The sequence below is a fragment of the Flavobacterium sp. genome, from assembly GCF_029242675.1.
GTDB lineage: Bacteria > Bacteroidota > Bacteroidia > Flavobacteriales > Flavobacteriaceae > Flavobacterium.
Window position 1 is genome coordinate 1 of sequence record NZ_JAQWTM010000137.1, and the last position, 19,160, is coordinate 19,160.

The following is a 19,160-nucleotide window of genomic DNA, read 5'->3' on the forward strand; positions in this document are numbered from 1 at the left end:
GTTTGGTATAAATACTTTCTCCATATACTTGGTCGCCTCCTCGAAAGCTTTTATTCCACTGCAATTCACCACCCCAACGGTCTTCATAAAAAAAGCGTCCGGCTACTGATAATTGCTTGTTGCTCTTTCGATTAAAATTCCACTTTTGAAAAACCGAAATGCGGTCTTGTAAAGTCAAATCCGTAAAATTATCGTTATTGTTGTCGACAGGATTACTATAGTTAAAGTAATTTACACCTGTTAACACTGATGCAGTCTTGCCTATATTTCCTTTAAAACCTAGATCTAAATTGAGTTCGCCATAATCAGTTATAAACGAATCGGCTGAAAACACTGGAGCATTAGTTGGATTTTTGGTAATAATATTGATCAATCCACCTACCGCTTCACTACCGTAAAGCGAGGAGGCCGGACCTTTCACAATCTCGATGCGTTCTAAAAGTGAATTCGGTATTCCTGACAGTCCGTACACGGTTGACAATCCACTGACAATTGGCATTCCGTCAATCAACACGAGGGTATACGGACCTTCAAGACCATTAATATGAATGTCTCCCGTATTACAAACATTACAGTTGAGTTGCGGACGCACACCATTTACATTTTGCAAAGCCTCAAAAATATTGGACGTGGGGTTTTTCTTGAAAAACGTAGGTTTGTATACTTCAACAGGAACGGAGCTTTCTAAACGGCTTACCGGTTTTAACGTTCCAGTGATTACGATCTCGTCTAGCGTATTGTTTTCCCGCAACGTAAAATCAAGTGTGGTTTCCGTGCTATCAATAAGCGTAATGCTCCTTTTCTCGGTTCTAAAACCCGTGTAGGAAACTGCAATTTCATAATCTCCCGCCGTTACGTTTTTTAATAAATAGTTGCCTTCATCATCTGTAACTATTGATTTATTGGCTTTTTTAATCAAAATATTGGCTTGAACTAAAGGTAATCCCTCAGCAGATACTTTTCCTTTTAGGGTCGCTTGCCCAAAACAAAAGGTCGTGGGAATAAGGATAATACCAAGTATAATTTTTTTCACAAGGAAGTGTTTAGTTATTGTTTAAATATAAATTTAGACAAATCTAAAAATTTTATTTTAGATAACAAAAAAATATAATTATATTTGGCTCAAATAGTTAGCATATCGTAATGGGAAAATCATTAGAAGAAGTACATGAGTCGGTTTCGACAGAGAATAAAAAATCGATATTTAAAAAGATATTAGCCTTTTTTGGTCCCGCTTACTTAATTAGTGTGGGTTATATGGATCCCGGAAACTGGGCTACTGATTTAGCCGGTGGAAGCCAGTTTGGGTATTCCTTATTATGGGTTTTATTAATGAGTAATTTAATGGCGTTGCTATTGCAAAGTTTAAGCGCTCGTTTGGGAATTGTAACCCAACGTGATTTAGCGCAAGCTTCTCGTGAAACCTATTCGCCTTTTATTAATTATATTTTGTATTTCCTAGCCGAGATTGCCATCGCCGCTTGTGACCTTGCCGAAGTGCTAGGTATGGCAATTGGACTTAACTTACTGTTTGGGATTTCACTGATCGACGGGGTTATAATAACCGTGCTAGATACCTTTTTGCTTCTATTTTTAATTAATAAGGGAATCCGAAAAATGGAAGCCTTTATCATTGCTTTGGTCCTAGTAATAGGTGTTTCCTTTATTTTCGAAATGATATTTGCACAACCTGAAATCGATCAGTTGCTAACGGGACTTATTCCAACGATGCCTAACCAAGCTGCATTGTATATCGCCATTGGTATTATAGGAGCGACGGTCATGCCGCACAATTTATACCTGCACTCTTCCTTGGTTCAAACACGAAAATTCGATCGATCTAAGGAGGGCATCAAACAAGCTTTAAAGTACAATTTTATCGACTCGACAATTGCTTTAAACCTAGCTTTTTTTGTAAACGCAGCGATTCTTATTTTGGCCGCAGCCACATTTTATAAGGTTGGGATGCATGAGGTAGCCGAAATTCAAGATGCGCATAAGTTTTTACAACCACTGCTAGGAACTAAATGGGCGCCTATTCTATTTGCAGTTGCCTTGATCGCTGCCGGTCAAAGTTCTACCATAACGGGAACATTGGCAGGCCAAATTATTATGGAAGGCTATTTGAATCTTCGAATTCAGCCGTGGGTACGTCGTATCATAACAAGATTAATTGCAATTGTACCTGCCGTCATCGTAATTACTATTTTTGGTGAAGGCGTGACTGGAAAATTATTGATTTTTAGCCAAGTAGTACTGAGTTTACAGTTAGGATTCGCTATCATTCCGCTAATACATTTCGTTAGCGATAAAACTAAAATGAACGGTTTTCACATTGGTAAAATCACACAAATAGCGTCCTGGATTGTCGCTTTAGTGATTGTAGTGCTAAACGGAAAACTAGTGTACGACGAAATTCAAGGTTGGTTAGAAAATTCAGAAAACCCAATTGTTTTATGGCTCACGGTTGTGCCACTGGCATTTAGTTTCTTGGTTTTACTATTGTATATCGTTTTTAAACCCTTTATAACTAAATCGCGAGATGCTTTTCACAATCATTCGCCACACAGCTTACAGCTTCGTTTCTCTCAATCCGAAAGTTATTCCAAGAAAAACATTGCCGTTTCTGTCGATTTCTCACATGCTGATGAGGTTGCATTAAACAGTGCCTTTGAACTTGGAGGTACTGATGCGAAGTACACCTTAATTCACGTTGTAGAGACAGTGGGAGCGATGTTATACGGCGAAAATATTGATGATCACGAAACCTTAGTCGATGAGAAGTTATTAAAAGAATACCAAGTAATGTTAACTGAGAAAGGCTTTCAAGTCGAAATTCAATTGGGATTTGGTCGTCCGGATAAAGTGATTCCGGAGCTTGTTAATAAAGGGAATTTTGATATCTTAGTCATGGGAACACATGGTCACACCGGTTTCAAAGACTTGCTTTTTGGTACCACCGTAGATAAATTAAGACACAAAATTTCGATTCCACTGTTAATCGTTAAAGACTAATAATTAGGAGCTATTTCCCGCTATTCGCTATATTCCCGCTTAGTAAAACTACGGTTAAAAAACCTTGTTTTACAGCGGGAGATGCCGCTACTATCGGGGCTAAAAAAAACAACATGACACTTTCAGAAGAAAATTATTTAAAAGGCATATACCATCTCACTGTAGTTTCTAATGCAGATGTAAGTACGAACGCCATTGCCGAAATGATGGAAACCAAAGCTTCGTCAGTCACGGACATGCTTAAAAAATTGGCCGAAAAAGACTTAGTAAATTATGTAAAATACCAAGGAGTTTCCCTCACCGATGCAGGAAAGTTAGCTGCCAAAATGATTGTTAGAAAACACCGACTTTGGGAAGTGTTCTTGGTCGAAAAATTAGATTTCTCCTGGGATGAGGTGCACGATATCGCAGAGCAGTTAGAACACATCAAATCAGAAAAGCTGATTAACAAGCTAGATGATTTTTTAGGAAATCCAACCGAAGATCCCCACGGAGACCCAATACCCAATGCTAAAGGTGAGATTTTTAAAATCGACAAGCAATTGCTATCGGAACTAGCAATTAATCAAAAGGGTATTTGCGTGGGCGTTAAGGACACCTCTTCAGACTTTTTAAAGTACCTTGACAAACAAGGTATTTCGCTTGGTTCAGCCATTAGTATTGTTAGTAAGGAAAGCTTTGATTTATCGCTGAAGATTTGGGTAGGCGCTACTGAAATTACTATTTCTAATAAAATTGCTAGCAATCTTTTTGTCAAGACGAGTTAATAACTTACTACCTTTAGCCTTAAATTTAAATCAGATCAACATGAAAAATACCATATTAGCCTTTATACTTATTTGCAGTTGGAGCTGCGTAGCGCAGGTTGAAAATCTAAAAAGTTATTCTGTAACTCAAAAAGAGTGTTTGAATAAGTCAGGATATACCTTAGTTTTAAAACAGGTAACTACTGATTCGCGCTGTCCTCAAGGGTTGAATTGCATCTGGATGGGAGAAGCCCAAGCTTTAGTAGCGGTTTATAGCGATAAAAAGTTGGTCGAGGAGGTTTTAATAACTTTTGCGCCAAAAAACACCATAGAAAACAATGCGTTTTTTGCGAAATACGGTAAGGAAAAGTACAAAAAGGTGCAAAATGTTTCGCTAGTTCCTTATCCTAAAAAGGATGTCAAAATAAAACCCAAAGAGTACACTATAAAAATAGAATATAGGAAGTAAGTTAGTGACAACCACAGTCATCGGTACCGCAATTCCCAGCTGCTTTTTTCTTCTTAAAAAAGTATTTTCTAAGGAGATAAGCCACTGCTAATGAGAGAATTACGAAGGCGATAATTTCTTGAATATCCATAGTGCAAAAATAAGAAAAAGCAACCGTTAGTGGTTGCTTTTTTCAGTTAAACTAATTACAATTTTTTATAGTTGAGCCATTATCCCAAAGTTAATCCCAAAAGGTTGGCCTGGTCTTAAACCTGCTGGAACTCTCGATACAGCGTATTCTTTATCAAATAAGTTCACAATGTTACCCATTAAACTAATGTGTTGGTTGAGGTGGTATCTTGCTGAGAAGTCCACAATAAAATTAGAGTTTACTTTGTTGCTTGCTGCGATTGTACCTGAGCCCGCTAGAGTTCTAAAGGCATCTACATATTTTCCGCTTAAGGCCATGCTAAATCTTTCTGTTTCAAAGGCAGTCGTAAGTGCAAATTGATTTTTTGCGATATACGGAATTTCATCTCCGCTTTTTACGGTTCCCCAAATACTACTATTGAAGTTGCTTTTTAATTCGGTATCCGTCAAGGTATACGATAAAGTTACTGGTAGTTTAAACCCTTTTTCTCTGTTATCGATTACATCATAAGTGGCGAGTAGCTCAATACCTTTTACAATTGCAGCTCCGGCATTAAATAAGTCTCCTGTACCTGTTCCTCCACCAGACATTGAATCTGATCCTTGCAAGTTTGAGAAGTCATTGTAGTATCCAATAATTTCCCCTTGTAATGCATTTTTGCGGAAGCGGAAACCTAACTCGGTATTCAAACTGTTCTCCGCATCTTCGCCTACTTTGGCACCTGGAGGTGAAAACCCTTTGTGGATACTGGTAAATACATTATAATCATCATTGATTTTATATAGAATTCCCATTCCTGGAATCCAAACATTTGTTTTGTTAACCGCTTGAACGAGGTTAGTTCCTGCTCTGTTTAAGTCAGCAGTGCCGTAATTTAAGGAGCTTACTTTAATATCTTCATAGCGAAGACCTGGCGTAAACGTAAAGTTGTCTACCTGTAAATTGTATAGAATATGTGCTGCAACAGCCTCGGCTTTCACAATAGCGTTCGCATCAGTTCCAGGAGTTCCGTTGCTCGTTCTATTCATGACACCATTTTGAATTTTGTAACCGTCAACCCATTGGAAACGATCTTCATAATCTTCGTGGTAGCGAATTCCAAAATCAATATCGTGTTTTACTTTACCGCTTTCAAAACGATAGTTAGCTACAGACTGAATTCCTTTTGCTCCGTACACACGGTTATTCGCTTTTACCAATAAAGCATTGTCTACGGTATTGTCTTGTCCAGTTACGGCACGATATTCTGCATTGAAAGTCGTAGGATTTGTAAGTATGTTATTAATGCTCAACCTATTAGCACCTAATTTTAGGGCATCTAGTTTGTACCAGTTTCTACTAAAATTGTTTTTATAGGCTTTGGTCGTGATGGTAAAGTTCGCAGTAGGCTTAATTAAGTGGGTTAACATAATTTGTTTGTGCTCACTTTCTATATAATCTTCATTTGAACCTACGTACCTTCTATATGCATTAGCAGCATAGTCAGCATCCGTTATACCCAAATAAGTTTCGTTAGCTAAATCTTCGCTAAACTGCACTTTTGCCATTAAGGATTGGTATACTTTTGCGTCAGCGTTAGTGTTGATTCTAAATTTAGCAACATAATCGTTACCCTCAAAACCCGTATTTTTAGAGCTGTTATCAATTGTCTTGAACCCGTCTGAGTTTCGGTTGTTGTATTCTAATACGTAACCATAGTTTTTATGATCGTCACCAAGATTTACATAAGTTTTTTTGGTATTGAAACTTCCTATGCTTGCAATAACGCGTCCTGAAAAGCTATTTGGAATTTGAGTTGAAACCATATTAATCGCTCCTCCAGTGGTGTAAGGGCCATACTGTATTTGACTACCGCCTTTCAAAATCTCGAACGATTGCATTCGATTTACTGTTGGAAAGTAGTAAGCTGCCGGTGCTGCATAGGGAGCTGGTGCAATAAGAACACCGTCTTCCATCAAAGTGATTTTTTCACTTCTGTTTGGACTTGTTCCTCGCATCCCAATGTTTGGACGTAGACCAAAACCATCTTCCTCCTGAATTGTAATTCCAGGTACGGTTCTAAGTATTCTAGAAACGTCATCATAGTTGAATGCTTTTAATTCTTTTGGAGAAATGAAATAGGTAGAGCCTGCTTTGTTTTTGGCCTTGAATTTACTACCCACAATGGCGTCGGTAGTAATTACGATTTCATTAAGATTGTTAAGGCTGTCTTTCTCTGTTTGAGAAATGGGTTTATTTTGTGCTGATACTGCTGCCGAAAATAAAATTGCCGTTGCAACTAAACTATTTTTCATTTTTATTTAGATTAATTCTACGATGCAAAAGTAGAACACAATCCTTATTTAGACAAATTAAAAATAGAATTATTGATAAAATTAACGCTTGTTTAGTGTTTATTGTGCAACAAAAAGTATCTTATTTCAAAATTTGGTACGCAAGTAGCGCTACAATATAGGCAAAACCGCTCATGAAGATTAGTTGACCTATAGGCCATTTCCATGTGTTAGTCTCTTTTCGAGTGATGGCAAGTGTACTCGCACATTGTAAGGCGAAAGCATAAAAAAGCAGTAAGGAAATTCCGGAAGCAAAATTAAACACTTTTTCGCCTGTTTCCGGGTTAATTTCGGCGGCCATTTTGCTTTTGATGGTGTTGTCATTATCGCTTCCACCTACGCTATAAATTGTCGCTAAGGTTCCCACAAATACTTCGCGAGCTGCAAACGAACTGATAATCGCAATTCCTATTTTCCAATCATAACCTAAAGGTGAAATTGCAGGTTCAATAGTTTTTCCCATAATCCCAATATATGAATTCTCTAGTTTATAGGCGGCAATTTTATTGTTAATTTCGTTTTCGGTTACAGGCGTTGTAACAACCTCAGAGCGCACAATTGTTTCTGCATTTTTGAATTTTTTCCCCGGTCCGTACGAAGCTAAAAACCATAAAACTATGGATATTGCCAAGATGACTTTCCCCGCACCAGCTACGAAGGCCTTCGTTTTTTCGATTACATTTATTGCTACATTCTTGAACAAAGGCAACTTATAATTTGGCATTTCGACTACAAAGAATGTTTTTCCTTTGATCTTCAAAATTTTGTTTAATACATAAGCTGAAAATATTGCCATTCCAAAACCTAGCAAATACAACAACATCAAGGTAAGCCCTTGTAAATTAAGGATACCTAGTACTCGAGTATCAGGGATTACCAGTGCAATGATGATCGCATAAACGGGCAGTCTTGCGGAACAAGTCGTAAAAGGTGTCACTAAAATCGTAATGATGCGTTCCTTCCAATTCTCGATATTTCGGGTGGCCATAATTGCTGGAATCGCACAAGCCGTTCCTGAAATTAAAGGCACTACACTTTTTCCTGATAGTCCAAACTTGCGCATGATTTTATCCATCAAGAAAACGACGCGGCTCATATAACCACTTTCTTCTAATATCGAAATGAACAAAAACAAGAAAGCAATTTGAGGTATAAAGATTAATATTCCGCCAATTCCGGGTATAATTCCTTGGGAAATCAAGTCAGTTAAAACTCCAGCTGGAAGAGTATCGCTAGCGAATGCGCTTAATGACGCAAAACTACTGTCGATAAAATCCATAGGTACTTCAGACCAATTGAAAATCGATTGAAAAATGATAAACAAAATCGCGAAGAAGATAACGTAACCCCATACTTTATGGGTTAATACGCGATCCAACTTGCTTCTGAAATCCTTGGCAATCGTCGTATCTACTTTTAAACCTACTTTTAAAACGTCGTTAATAAACTGATACCTTTTAATGGTCTCTTTTTGCTGTAAGCGCTTTAAGTCGGAATGTGATTTGGTAAAAGAACCATAGATTTCGTTTCTTTCTAAATTCAAAAAGTTAACGTCTTGCGTAATGACCAACCACAATTTATACAACAATTGGTTCGGAAATGCTTTGCGTAAGCTGTTAAAATAATCAGGATCAATGCTCGATGCATTTAAGCAAGGTTCTGATGAAATGGTTTTGTAGGTAACAATTAGTTTTTTCAACTCTTCGATTCCAAAACCTTTCCTAGAACTGATTAAAGCGATTTTAGTTTTTAGTTGTTCTTCTAAATAGGGGATGTCTAATGAAATTCCTTTGTGTTCCATTCTATCGGCCATGTTGATGACTAAAATGGTCGGAATTTCTAAATCTTTTATTTGTGTGAAAAGAAGTAAATTTCTTTTTAAGTTTTCCACATCAGTTACAACTAGTGCAACATCAGGGTATAATTTGTCGTTTTTGTTCAGTAATAATTCAATTACCACATTTTCATCAATCGAGCTCGCATTTAAGCTGTAGGTCCCAGGAAGGTCTAGAATATTTGCTTTTACGTTATTAGGCAGTTTGCAAAAACCAATTTTCTTTTCAACTGTGATTCCGGGATAATTTCCAACCTGCTGGTTTAAACCAGTTAGTTGGTTAAATACCGAAGTTTTACCCGTGTTGGGATTTCCTATTAAAGCGACGTTGATGTTTTGATTAATCATTAAAGTGTAATTTTAATTAATTCCACTTCAATTTCTCGAGCGGTTTCTACCCGAATTGCGAGGTGTGAACCATTAACATTTAAATACAAAGGATCTCCAAAAGGAGCTATCTGCAATAATTCAACTGTGTTTCCTGGCAAACATCCCATTTCCAATAATTTTAACGGAACAATGTCGATATCAAAATCTTTGATGATCGCTTTTTCGCCTTTTTTCAGAGAATTTATAGTGGTTCGCAAGTCTTATTTAGATTGAATTAAGATTGCAAAAATACAGATTTAAATAGTAAATAGAATGATAATTGTCAATTTTATGACTTTTTTAGAGAAAGTTCAGCACTGATTTTTAAACTGTAATAAATTACTCCTTAGTCAAAAAAGTAATATCCTCGATAAGTCGGGCTATATCTTCTTTTTTAGTTCCATCATAAAAACCGCGTACTCTTTTTTTAGCATCAACTAAAACAAAATTTTCAGTGTGAACCATGTCATACAATTCATCTGGTTTTCCCATTTTTACTGCTAGGTACGATTTTCTAGCCATGGTATAAATTTCTTTCTTGTCACCGGTCACTAAGTTCCATTTTTTATCATCCACCCCTTTTTCAATAGCATACGCTTTCAAGGCAGCAACGTTGTCAACTTCGGGGAAAACGGTATGCGAAAGTAACAGTACATCAGGCATGTTACGAATGGCTTTTTGAACCTCCACTAAGTTGCTTGTCATTTTTGGACAGATAGAAGTGCAAGTAGTGAAAAAGAAATCAGCCACATAAATCTTTCCTTCATAATCCTTTTGGGTAATGGTTTTCCCATTTTGGTTGGTAAACGAAAAATCAGCAATGGTATGGTACTTACTAATATATTGTACAGTACTATCCACTAATTCTGGATTTACATCAGATGGGTTGTAGATAGGTAGTGATTTCGTAGGTTTTAAAGCACTATAAAAAAGATACAGGGTGACACAGGAAAATATAATAAAAATACCAATAAAAACGCGGTATTTGTAGAGCACAGATTTCATAAGAAAAATATTTTTGCAAAAATACAAAAAAGATAAATTAGACATTAAAACTTTAACAATCTATTGGAAGTAGGACATGTGAATGGTATCATATTTATCGATAAATTTGTGTAGCTAACTAAAATCTCAGAATAATGAAATTAAAATTAAATAAACGCATTTTATTTGCGGTTCCTGCAATAATGGGTTTGACAGCAATGCAAGCCCAAACCAAAGTCGCTCCAAAAGAACCGGGTATCAATGTTGCCTTTTTTGATACTAAAACCAAACCTCAAGATGACTTTTTCAGGTTTGTCAACGGAAGTTGGTTAGACCAAACTCAAATTCCAACAGATCGTACTTCGTGGGGAAGTTTCAACGAATTACTGAAGAAAACCGACAAGGATGCCTTGGACATTTTAAAAGAAGCAGCAAAAAATCCGGTTTATAAATCCAATACGGATCAAGGTAAAGCGGTAAACCTATATAAAACAATTCTGGATACCGTTGCTAGAGACAAAATGGGAATCAAACCATTGCTTCCGTATTTGGCTAAAATTGACAAATTAAAAACAATCAAAGACGTACAGCAGTTATTGATTGAGATGGAACCAATCGGTGGAATTGGTTTTATTAATGTTGGAGTAGGAGCCGATGATAAAAATAGTTCTAAAAACTCTCTGAATCTTGGAGTAGGTAGTTTAGGATTGCCGGATCAAGATTATTACCTGTCTGAAGAAAAAGATACCAAAGAAAAAAGAGAGCAGTACGAAAAACATATCGCTAAAATGCTTCAATTTATTGGAGAAACGCCAGCACAAGCAAAGCTGAGCGCTGCCAAAATTTTGGCTTTGGAAATCGAAATGTCAAAACCGCGTTTGAATAGAGTAGAGCGTAGAGACGGAAGATTACAATACAATCCAATGACAATTGCTGAATTGCAAAAAATAACTCCTGCAATAAACTGGAGAGCGTATTTTGATGGCTTAGGTTACACTACAGTAAATGAGGTAATTGTTTCACAACCGAAATACATGGCTGCCTTGCAAACGATATTTGCCAAAAATGATGTTAGCGCTTGGAAAGAATATCTAAAATGGAGTTTATTAAACGGCGCTACTAGTTTCCTGTCTACACCTATCGAAGCAGCTAGTTTTGACTTTTATGGTAAAACCTTAACTGGAGCTATTAAACAAAGACCTAGAGAAGATAGAGCATTGCAAACCGTAAATAGTACCGTAGGAGAAGCATTGGGTAAGTTGTACGTAGAAAAGAAATTCCCTGCTGAAGCAAAAGAAAAAGCAGAGAAGATGATTCAGAATATTATTTTGGCGTACCAAAATCGCATTTCTAATTTAACGTGGATGTCGGCAGAGACAAAAACGAAAGCCATCGAAAAGTTAAATAAAATCACCATTAAAATAGGTTATCCTGATGAATGGAAAGATTATTCTAAGCTAGAAATAAAAAGCGTTGCTGAGGGTGGAAGCTATTTTGAAAACGTCAAAAATCTATCAAGATGGAGTTTTCAAAAAGACATAGATAAGCTAGAGAAACCAGTGGATAAAACCGAATGGTACATGTCACCACAAACCGTAAATGCGTATTACAACCCATCATACAACGAGATTGTATTTCCAGCAGCGATATTACAACCACCTTTTTACAATTACCAAGCCGATGAAGCGGTAAATTATGGCGGAATCGGAGCGGTGATAGGTCACGAAATATCACACGGTTTTGATGACTCTGGAGCGCGCTACAATGCCGATGGGAATTTAATTGATTGGTGGACCGCTACTGATCTTGAGCAATTCACCACTTTGGGTACCGCACTAGCGGATCAGTATAGTGCATTAGAGCCATTGCCTGGCGTGCATGTTGATGGTAAATTCACACTTGGTGAAAACATTGGGGATTTAGGTGGTGTAAATGCCGCTTACGAAGGATTACAATTGTATTTAAAAAATAATCCAAGACCAGAACTAATTGACGGTTTCACGCCTGAACAACGTTTCTTCATTTCTTGGACAACCGTTTGGAGAACGAAATCACGTGACGAGGCAATCAAAAATCAAGTAAAAACGGATCCGCATTCGCCAGGGATGTATAGAGCGTATGTTCCAATTCAGAATGTAGATGCTTTCTACGATGCATTTTCAATTAAAAAAGGCGACGGAATGTACATTGAACCTTCCAAAAGAGTAAAAATCTGGTAAAAAGAGTAGTACAAATAGTTCAAGAACTAATTCTTGGCTAATTTGCTGTTAAATTATGTAACAGATCGTAAAAGTAAAATACTAATTTAGACCTGCTACTTTCAACACTATTTTTAATAAAAGTACAGGAAGTGCAAAAGTAGATTCGAATAATAACTAAACCGAAATAAAGATGAATATGAATTTAAAAAAACCGCTACTGTTAGTACTACCTGCACTTTTTGCAGTTACAGCAGCTCAAGCACAAGACGCGAAGCCGGCTAAAGAGCCTGGAATTAATATCCAGTATTTGGATAAATCAGTAAAACCTAGTGATGACTTTTTTCGCTATGTAAATGGAACTTGGTTAAATACAACCGAAATCCCGGGTGATAGAACCCGTTGGGGAAGTTTTGATGAATTAAGACAACGCACAGATGCAGATGCATTAGCGATCTTAAAAGAAGCTGTAAACAATCCAAAATACAAATCGAATACAGATCAAGGTAAAGCGATCAACATGTACAAGTCTATTTTAGATACTGTAGGTCGTAATAAATTGGGTATTACACCCATCAAACCGTACTTGAAAAAAATTGACGCGGTAAAAAATGCCAAAGATTTACAAGCCTTATTAATCGAGATGGAGCCATTAGGCGGAATCGGTTTTTTTGGAGCGAATGTAGGTCCAGATGCTAAAAACAGTAACAGAAACGTTTTGAGCGTAGGTCCCGGTGGAGTGGGTTTGCCTGACAGAGACTATTATGTGTCTGACGATGCTGACTCAAAAGAAAAAAGAGAAAAATACGTTCTTCATGTAGCTAAGATGCTAGGTTTCCTTGGTGAAAAACCAGTAGAAGCAAAGATGCATGCAGAAAAAATCTTGGCTCTTGAAATTGCAATGTCAAAACCAAGATTTGACCGCGTTGAAAGAAGAGATAGAAGAAAATCGTACAACCCAATGACGGTAGCTGATTTGCAAAAATTGACACCATCAGTAGATTGGAAAAATTACTTTACAAAAGTAGGTTTCACCAACGTAGATTCTTTAATCGTTTCGCAGCCTAAATACATGACGTATTTAGAGTCGATGTTAAAAGAGAATAAAGTAGACGACTGGAAAGCGTATATGCGTTGGTCATTATTAAACAGAGCTTCAGGTCAATTATCTACTGATATTGAGAATGCTAACTTTGATTTCTACGGAAAAACATTAACAGGAGCAATCAAACAACGTCCTAGTGACGAGCGTGCGTTGCAAGTAATTAATGGTCGTATTGGAGAAGCTTTAGGGAAGTTATATGTTGAGAAAAAATTCCCAGCTGAAGCAAAAGTAAAAGCGGAGAAAATGATCAAGAACATTTTTATCGCTTTCGAAAACCGCATCAACAACTTGCCTTGGATGTCAGCAGAAACCAAAGTAAGTGCAGTAGAGAAGTTACACAAATCTCAAATCAAAATTGGGTATCCTGACAAGTGGAAAGATTATTCTGCTTTAGTGATTAAGAGTCCAGAAGAAGGTGGAACTTATTTTGATAACACCTTGAATATGGCCAAATGGCGTTTTCAAGAAGATTTAGCTGATTTGAATAAACCAGTTGATAAAACAAGATGGGGAATGTCTCCACAGACGGTAAATGCGTATTACAACCCGTCTTATAACGAGATTGTTTTCCCAGCAGCGATCCTACAACCTCCTTTTTACAACTACCAAGCAGATGAAGCGGTGAATTACGGTGGAATTGGCGGTGTTATTGGACACGAAATCTCTCACGGTTTTGATGATTCAGGATCACGTTACAATGCAGATGGTAACCTAGTTGACTGGTGGACCACTGATGATTTAAAACAATTCTCAGCCTTGACAGGTGCTTTAGCAGCACAGTATAGTGCACTTGAGCCTTTACCAGGAACGTTTGTAGATGGTAAATTTACTTTAGGAGAAAACATTGGTGATTTAGGTGGTATCAATGCCGCTTACGACGGATTACAATTGTATTTGAAAGAAAACGGAAACCCAGATTTAATCGATGGTTACACACCAGAGCAACGTTTCTTTATGTCTTGGGCTACAATTTGGAGGTCTAAAGCACGTGATGCAGCGATTAAAAACCAAGTAAAAACAGACCCACACTCTCCAGGAATGTACCGCGCGTATGTACCATTGCAAAATGTTGATACGTTCTACCAAGCTTTTGATATTAAAAAAGGCGATGGTATGTACATCGCTCCAGAAAACAGAGTTAAAATCTGGTAGTCAACAAAATAATATACTATAGAAAATCCCAAGTGAAAGCTTGGGATTTTTTTATGTTTAAGAATTACTAGTTTCTTGATTTGTCCTTCTGACGAAGGAAGAACCCAAATAAGTTGCTCACGAAACAGAGGTTCTTCGTTCCTCAGAATGACAAACTAATCGCGTATAATTGAATTAAAATTATCTTCAACAACCTCTTAACTGTGTCGATCTGACGAAGGAAGAACCCAATTAAGTTGATCAATAAACGGAGATTCTTCGTTCATCAGAAAGACAAACTAACCGCGTATAATTAAATTAAATTTATCCTTAACTACCTCTCAATTTTGTCCTTGTGACGAAGGAAGAATCCAAACAAGGTGCTCACGAAACAGAGGTTATTCGTTCCTCAGAAAGACAAACAAACCGTATACGAATCACCCCAAAATTGTCATTCTGACGCAGGAAGAATCTAAACAAGTTGCTCCACAAACACAGGTTAATAGTCACTCAGAAAGACAAACTGCGTAAGGATAACTCTAAAATTGTCTTTCTAACGCAGGAAGAATCCAAACAAGTTGCTCCATAAACGTACTCAGTAAGTTCTCCAGAATGAAAAATAAATCTATTAAACCTTATTCCCAGCAAGGATACGCTTGTTTTTCTTAATCGAGTGATTGACCATATACAAACCGCTCAGCGTGATTAATCCACCTATTCCAATGGCTAAGGTTAGTGATTCACCAAAAATGATAGCACCTAATAATACAGCTACAATAGGATTGACATAGGCATAAATACTATTAATTTCTGGAGGAAGTTTTTGTAACATATAGATATAAGCAATAAATGAAATGATAGACCCAATAATTACCAAGTAGGCAATGGCCCACCACGAAATGGCAGGAACGGTGCTTAGAGGTACCGCCATACCTGTAGTTTCTGTAATAGTCAATAAAAAGATACTCGAGATTACCATTTGAATTCCCAAACTAAAATAAGGGTTAAACGTAGCTGCTTTTTTCTTGGTGTACAAACTACCAAAAGCCCAACTAATCGTCGAAAGCGTGAGTAAAATGATACCAAAACGGAAATCAGGAATCAATAAATCATTTAAGTGCTCATAAAAAATGACGCATACACCTGAGAAAGCGATGAATAATCCTGCTATGGCGAGCTTGGCTAATTTTTCGCCTTTAAAAAAGGTGATAATCACGATCCAAATAGGGAAAATAGCGTTGATGATCGCACCTAGTCCGCTACTAATATATTTTACACCCCAAGTACTTAAACCATTGCTCAAGGCAAAATTTAAAATACTGAGGATAATGATAGTTTTCCACTGTTTGCCTTTAGGTAATGGTTCTTTTTTAAAGAGAAAGTAAACTACATAAAGCGATCCACCTATTAATTGACGGATTCCGGCCAACTGCAAGGCTGGCATATGGCGAACACCTTCCTTAGAAGCTATCCAAGTCGTTCCCCAAAAAAAACAAACAAAACACAAGGCTACGATTGCTAAACCGTTGGCGTTTTTTGGCGATGCTAATGCACTTACTATTTTTGATTTCAATTTAAAGAGGTATTATTTGAAAGGTGTACTCGAGTGTATTTTCTATTTTATCAACAACAATAGTCTTCCAAATCGAAGGTTTAGTGTGGTCAAATGTTGGAGCAGTTAATCCTAGTTCCACAGCTTTTTGTGTGTAGTAGGTTTCGCGTGAAGGATGGTAAGGTGTAGCAGCATTAAAACTAGTGTCCCAAGCATTTTTGGCGATGATTTGCTTAATGATACCAATACAATCGGCTTGATGAATCAAGTTAATTGGAGCATTAGGATTATCTAGGTTTTCTTTTCCTGCCAGGAATCGCACCGGATTACGGTCTTCGCCAATCAAGCCACCAAATCGTAAAATGGTAGTTTTGAACTGCGAATTGTTCTGCAAAAGGGCTTCTACAATTTGGAGTTGTCTACCGCCTTCGGTATCTGGATTAAGCGTTGTTTCCTCGGTCACTTGATCGTTATCATCTCCATAAACCGAAGTTGAACTGATAAAAAGGACGTTTTCTACAGTCGATTTTTCAATAAACGGAAGTATTGTTTTTATTTTGCTTACAAAATCTCCTGATTGATTGCCTCTCAACTTGGGTGGAATATCAATTACTAAAACACTACTTCCTGTCAATAATTCTGCTAAAGGTCCTGACACGTTATCACTTTCCAATACAACTTGGTGTGGAATAATTCCAGCACTTTCTAAAACAGCTAGTTTCTCTGTTGAAGTGGTAGAGCCTTTTACCGATAAGCCGTCTTGAAGTAAGGCTTTCGCCAACGGCAAACCCAGCCAGCCGCAACCCAGAATACTAATTTGTTTCATTGCAATGATCGTTTTAACTGCTGACAAATTTCGGGATAATTATTCGACTTTTAGGCTATCTACTTTAATAATTCTGCTTGCTTTTTTTGGCTGTTGCACGGGCACTATTTGTGGTTCTGCCGCAATTGGTGGCGTTGGTTTAATGCGTTGTTTGATAACCACGGCATCGTTTAGGATAAACGGTGTTGGCATCATCCAATCGGCTCTTTTTTGCATTGAAAACAATGGGTTTTGCATCAAATCAAATGAGCTTTCTAGTAATTGCATATCAAAAACAGCAGAACGATTGATGCTAAAATCCAAAACGAGTGGCTCATTATCAACCACATAATAGCTCACTATTTTTGAACCACGACGAGGCAACGAAGCTCCTTTTTGCTCTAAATTTTGAGCACCATTGGCTTTAAAATTAGAAATAGCCATTTTTTCATTTGCAAAAATATCATAACGGTTAACCTTCCTGTTAGGACTAATTTTGATTTTCAAATAGCGTTGGTTTCCAGCGATACTATCGCGTAAAAACTGAATGGTAGGCAAAGCAACTGCTTTAGGAGCTGTAGCTGTAGCGTAAGTGAATTTAGAATTGTATTTGCTAAACAATGGCGTTGCGTTTAGTGCCTGTGGTGCTTTTGGGTTTTCGCCTAAGTAAGCCTTAGTCCAAGAGTCTAAATTGGTGTCATAGGTTACCCAGTAAGCTAATTTGCTTTCGGCATCGTAGAGATACAAAAGGCTGTTGGATTTAGCTTTCCCTTTTTCATAACCTGATTCGTAATGTGCTTGCGCAAAAAAGCCAATGGAAGCCAAAAGAAATACGAAGCCCCATTTTCCTTTTTTAGCAAAGCTACCAAAAGTAGGTAACAATAGTGCAAAGGTTAAAACTGTTAATACGGCACTACCGTATAACATTTTAAGACCTAAACCAATAGGGAACATTTGAATAAAAGGCGCAATTATAATGAAAGCGGGAATGCTCAGTAGTAGGTTAAGTAACTTATTTGATTTTTGAGTGATGACAAAAACAGCCAATGCAAGTAAACCACAATAAACGGGGATGATTAAGAAACCTGCTCCCGGCAAATGTATCGCTATTATGGCGTTAATCACAATCCATAAAAATAGAGGAGCGATATAGTGGTTCATCGCTAATTTTTTAATAGAAAACAGCTGGTAAAACCCAAAGCTTATTGCTAACGCTAAAAGGACAAAAGCAGCTATGTAAGTGTGACCATTGTAGGTGAAACCATTGAGCAAATCATTATACTGTGGGTAAATAAGTAATACTAATTTCCAGCCTAGAAAACTGATTACACCTGTGGTTAATAAAGAGCCTAACAAGGGAACAAAACCTTTAAGAATTTCGGGAAGGCACAGAATGCGTTTTCCTATACCAATAAAAACCAAAAGTAAAAATACTAAACCTGCTATGATTACCATAGGAACTACCCAACTAAACGGATAGTTTATAAAAGTAAATGGAACATTAAAATAAACATAATCTTCGGTTGCTGTGGTTGCGTTTAAATCGGTATTAGAAAAGTATTTCAACAAAGGCATTAAATAACTTCCTTGATGTTCCAAAGTGTTTTTAGCGAGATGCGCTGGAGTATCTTGTGCGGTGTGGTAATTGTAATGGCTGTCGATAAAAGCAAAATTATACCCTTGAATCGCTCCTTTTTCTCTAAATACCGTTAAATCGGTATCGTTAGGAAGCATTTTATAAATGCTGTACATTAAGGAGTTCGAAACTGGGAAAGTCGCTTTTGCAGCAGCAAACTCTTTTACAAGGGCAGCATTACCTTTAGTAGTCTCCATTAACATATAACTATGTCCTGACGAACCTCTTGCCTCAAAATTAAGGACTAGTCCAATGTCGTTAGCCCATTGATGCTGAGTTACAAACAAAGCAGCACCGTTTAAACCTAATTCTTCTGCATCTGAGAAAAGAATAATGATATCATTTTTATGTTTTTGCTTGTCATAAATAAAAGCACGGACGCTTTCTAGTATCGTTGCAACTCCTGAACCTGCATCACTAGCACCTGGCGAAAAGGAGTGTGGTGCGCTATCGTAATGAGATAATAAAAGGAGTGCTTTAGAGTTGGAAGTCCCTTTGATACGGGCCATAATGTTTTTAGACTTGACCAAGTTTCCCCAATCAGTCAAGGTGTAGCCTTCTTGAATGCTAGTCTCTAATCCTAGTTTTCGCAGTTCTGCTTGCAAATAGCTCCCTACTTGATCGTGGTTTTTAGAACCCACATAATGGGGTTGCCTTGCAATATTTTCTACTTGCTTGAAGGCTCTAGCAGTTGAGAATTCAGCTAGTGGTCCTTCATCTTCTGATGTCAATTGTGGCATCATCGTGAAATAAATAAATCCTGTGGTTAATAGGAAAAACAAAACTGCAAAGAGGGATGAGTAGTCTTTTTTCATTCGGGGATGGTTGGTTTTTGGATAGTTGGTGTGGTATT

14 protein-coding genes are annotated in these 19,160 nt (G+C 37.3%); 5 read left to right on the forward strand and 9 right to left on the reverse strand.

From position 1 onward, the window contains the following. Positions 1–1,024, reverse strand: a 1,024-nt coding sequence (locus tag P8M54_RS05485) for a TonB-dependent receptor plug domain-containing protein (RefSeq protein WP_300286075.1), incomplete at its 3' end; no start/stop codon positions are given. Between the two features lie 119 nt (positions 1,025–1,143). On the opposite strand from P8M54_RS05485, the gene P8M54_RS05490 reads away from it, so the two are divergent. The 3 genes from P8M54_RS05490 to P8M54_RS05500 all read left to right on the forward strand — a co-directional run bounded on the left by P8M54_RS05490 (position 1,144) and on the right by P8M54_RS05500 (position 4,230). After that, on the forward strand, positions 1,144–3,015 hold the full coding sequence (locus P8M54_RS05490; RefSeq protein ID WP_300286026.1) for an Nramp family divalent metal transporter: 1,872 nt from the start codon (positions 1,144–1,146) through the stop codon (positions 3,013–3,015). A 113-nt stretch (positions 3,016–3,128) separates the two neighbouring features. Beyond that, positions 3,129–3,782, forward strand: a complete 654-nt coding sequence (locus P8M54_RS05495; RefSeq protein WP_300286028.1) for a metal-dependent transcriptional regulator — start codon at positions 3,129–3,131, stop codon at positions 3,780–3,782. Between the two features lie 40 nt (positions 3,783–3,822). Further along, positions 3,823–4,230, forward strand: a complete 408-nt coding sequence (locus P8M54_RS05500) for a hypothetical protein (protein WP_300286030.1) — start codon at positions 3,823–3,825, stop codon at positions 4,228–4,230. Position 4,231: 1 nt separating this feature from the next. Here the strand turns inward: P8M54_RS05500 and P8M54_RS05505 are convergent, their stop codons facing one another. From P8M54_RS05505 to P8M54_RS05525, 5 genes are all read right to left on the reverse strand, one after another. Continuing rightward, positions 4,232–4,360, reverse strand: coding sequence for a FeoB-associated Cys-rich membrane protein (locus P8M54_RS05505; RefSeq protein WP_300286033.1), 129 nt, complete (start codon positions 4,358–4,360; stop codon positions 4,232–4,234). Positions 4,361–4,425: 65 nt separating this feature from the next. Next, entirely contained in the window at positions 4,426–6,654 is a 2,229-nt protein-coding gene (locus P8M54_RS05510; RefSeq protein ID WP_300286035.1) for a TonB-dependent receptor, read from the reverse strand. A 121-nt stretch (positions 6,655–6,775) separates the two neighbouring features. Then, positions 6,776–8,875, reverse strand: coding sequence for a ferrous iron transport protein B (gene feoB, locus P8M54_RS05515; protein WP_300286037.1), 2,100 nt, complete (start codon positions 8,873–8,875; stop codon positions 6,776–6,778). Next, positions 8,875–9,114 (reverse strand): FeoA family protein, encoded by a 240-nt coding sequence (locus tag P8M54_RS05520; protein ID WP_300286039.1) that lies wholly within the window; start codon positions 9,112–9,114, stop codon positions 8,875–8,877. The genes feoB and P8M54_RS05520 overlap by 1 nt, the downstream gene beginning before the upstream one ends. Positions 9,115–9,235: 121 nt before the next feature. Continuing rightward, a complete protein-coding gene (locus P8M54_RS05525; protein ID WP_300286041.1) occupies positions 9,236–9,901 on the reverse strand; it encodes an SCO family protein in 666 nt (221 codons plus the stop codon). A 134-nt stretch (positions 9,902–10,035) separates the two neighbouring features. Between P8M54_RS05525 and P8M54_RS05530 the strand changes: the two genes are divergently transcribed. Next, positions 10,036–12,099, forward strand: coding sequence for a M13 family metallopeptidase (locus P8M54_RS05530; protein WP_300286043.1), 2,064 nt, complete (start codon positions 10,036–10,038; stop codon positions 12,097–12,099). A 172-nt stretch (positions 12,100–12,271) separates the two neighbouring features. Beyond that, the gene (locus tag P8M54_RS05535; RefSeq protein WP_300286045.1) at positions 12,272–14,335 is read left to right on the forward strand and encodes a M13 family metallopeptidase; all 2,064 of its coding nucleotides are present in this window, start codon (positions 12,272–12,274) and stop codon (positions 14,333–14,335) included. 607 nt (positions 14,336–14,942) lie between these two features. Here P8M54_RS05535 and P8M54_RS05540 read toward each other — a convergent pair. The 3 genes from P8M54_RS05540 to P8M54_RS05550 are packed head-to-tail and all read right to left on the reverse strand — an operon-like array spanning position 14,943 to position 19,122. Then, complete coding sequence (locus tag P8M54_RS05540) at positions 14,943–15,887, reverse strand: EamA family transporter (protein WP_300286047.1); 945 nt, start codon at positions 15,885–15,887, stop codon at positions 14,943–14,945. A 1-nt stretch (position 15,888) separates the two neighbouring features. Then, the gene (locus P8M54_RS05545) at positions 15,889–16,692 is read right to left on the reverse strand and encodes an SDR family oxidoreductase (RefSeq protein WP_300286049.1); all 804 of its coding nucleotides are present in this window, start codon (positions 16,690–16,692) and stop codon (positions 15,889–15,891) included. 39 nt (positions 16,693–16,731) lie between these two features. Continuing rightward, a complete protein-coding gene (locus P8M54_RS05550; protein ID WP_300286051.1) occupies positions 16,732–19,122 on the reverse strand; it encodes a M28 family peptidase in 2,391 nt (796 codons plus the stop codon). Positions 19,123–19,160: the final 38 nt, after the last annotated feature.

Coding starts and splice junctions, on each gene's coding strand:
- P8M54_RS05525 (WP_300286041.1), bottom strand. CDS start 9,901: ATGAAATCTGTGCTCTACAAATACCGCGTTTTTATTGGTATTTTTATT.
- P8M54_RS05535 (WP_300286045.1), top strand. CDS start 12,272: ATGAATATGAATTTAAAAAAACCGCTACTGTTAGTACTACCTGCACTT.
- P8M54_RS05490 (WP_300286026.1), top strand. CDS start 1,144: ATGGGAAAATCATTAGAAGAAGTACATGAGTCGGTTTCGACAGAGAAT.
- P8M54_RS05550 (WP_300286051.1), bottom strand. CDS start 19,122: ATGAAAAAAGACTACTCATCCCTCTTTGCAGTTTTGTTTTTCCTATTA.
- P8M54_RS05545 (WP_300286049.1), bottom strand. CDS start 16,692: ATGAAACAAATTAGTATTCTGGGTTGCGGCTGGCTGGGTTTGCCGTTG.
- P8M54_RS05505 (WP_300286033.1), bottom strand. CDS start 4,360: ATGGATATTCAAGAAATTATCGCCTTCGTAATTCTCTCATTAGCAGTG.
- feoB (WP_300286037.1), bottom strand. CDS start 8,875: ATGATTAATCAAAACATCAACGTCGCTTTAATAGGAAATCCCAACACG.
- P8M54_RS05500 (WP_300286030.1), top strand. CDS start 3,823: ATGAAAAATACCATATTAGCCTTTATACTTATTTGCAGTTGGAGCTGC.
- P8M54_RS05510 (WP_300286035.1), bottom strand. CDS start 6,654: ATGAAAAATAGTTTAGTTGCAACGGCAATTTTATTTTCGGCAGCAGTA.
- P8M54_RS05495 (WP_300286028.1), top strand. CDS start 3,129: ATGACACTTTCAGAAGAAAATTATTTAAAAGGCATATACCATCTCACT.
- P8M54_RS05530 (WP_300286043.1), top strand. CDS start 10,036: ATGAAATTAAAATTAAATAAACGCATTTTATTTGCGGTTCCTGCAATA.